General features: G+C 76.0%; 1 protein-coding gene. It reads left to right on the top strand.

Annotated features, from left to right (window positions below; all coding sequences use genetic code 11):
• Window positions 1-13 precede the first annotated feature (13 nt).
• The coding region (locus ACLZOT_RS50370; RefSeq protein WP_416976041.1) for a DUF2252 family protein at window positions 14-383 on the top strand (370 nt) is incomplete at its 3' end.

Here is a 383-nt window from a genome sequence, read left to right as displayed (position 1 = left end):
GACCGGGACGACGATGCCTGAACAGCGTGCCGAGGAGTCGGATCCGCGTATTCCTGTCGTGCCCGGGTTCGCCCGGCGCGGGGCCGCGAGTTCACCGAAGGCGGCGGGCAAGGCGCTCCGCGGCCGGGTGCCCCGGTCCTCGCACGCCTCGCTGGTCCTGCCGCCGGACCGGCCGGACGCGGTGCGGGCCGTCGAGGAGTCGAACCGGGGCCGGGTTCCGGGTCTGACGCCGATACGGGTGGGCCGGATGGCGGCCACCCCCTTCGCCTTCCTGCGGGGCGCGGCCGGGCTGATGGCCCACGACCTGATGGGCAGCCCCGTCACCGGAGTGGGCGCGCAGCTCTGCGGCGACGCCCACGCGGCCAACTTCGGCCTCTACGGCG

Source organism: Streptomyces sp. 4F14 (genome assembly GCF_048159485.1).
Taxonomy (GTDB): Bacteria; Actinomycetota; Actinomycetes; order Streptomycetales; family Streptomycetaceae; genus Streptomyces.
Note: the sequence above shows the minus strand (reverse complement) of the source record. Positions and strands in the feature narration are given on the sequence as shown.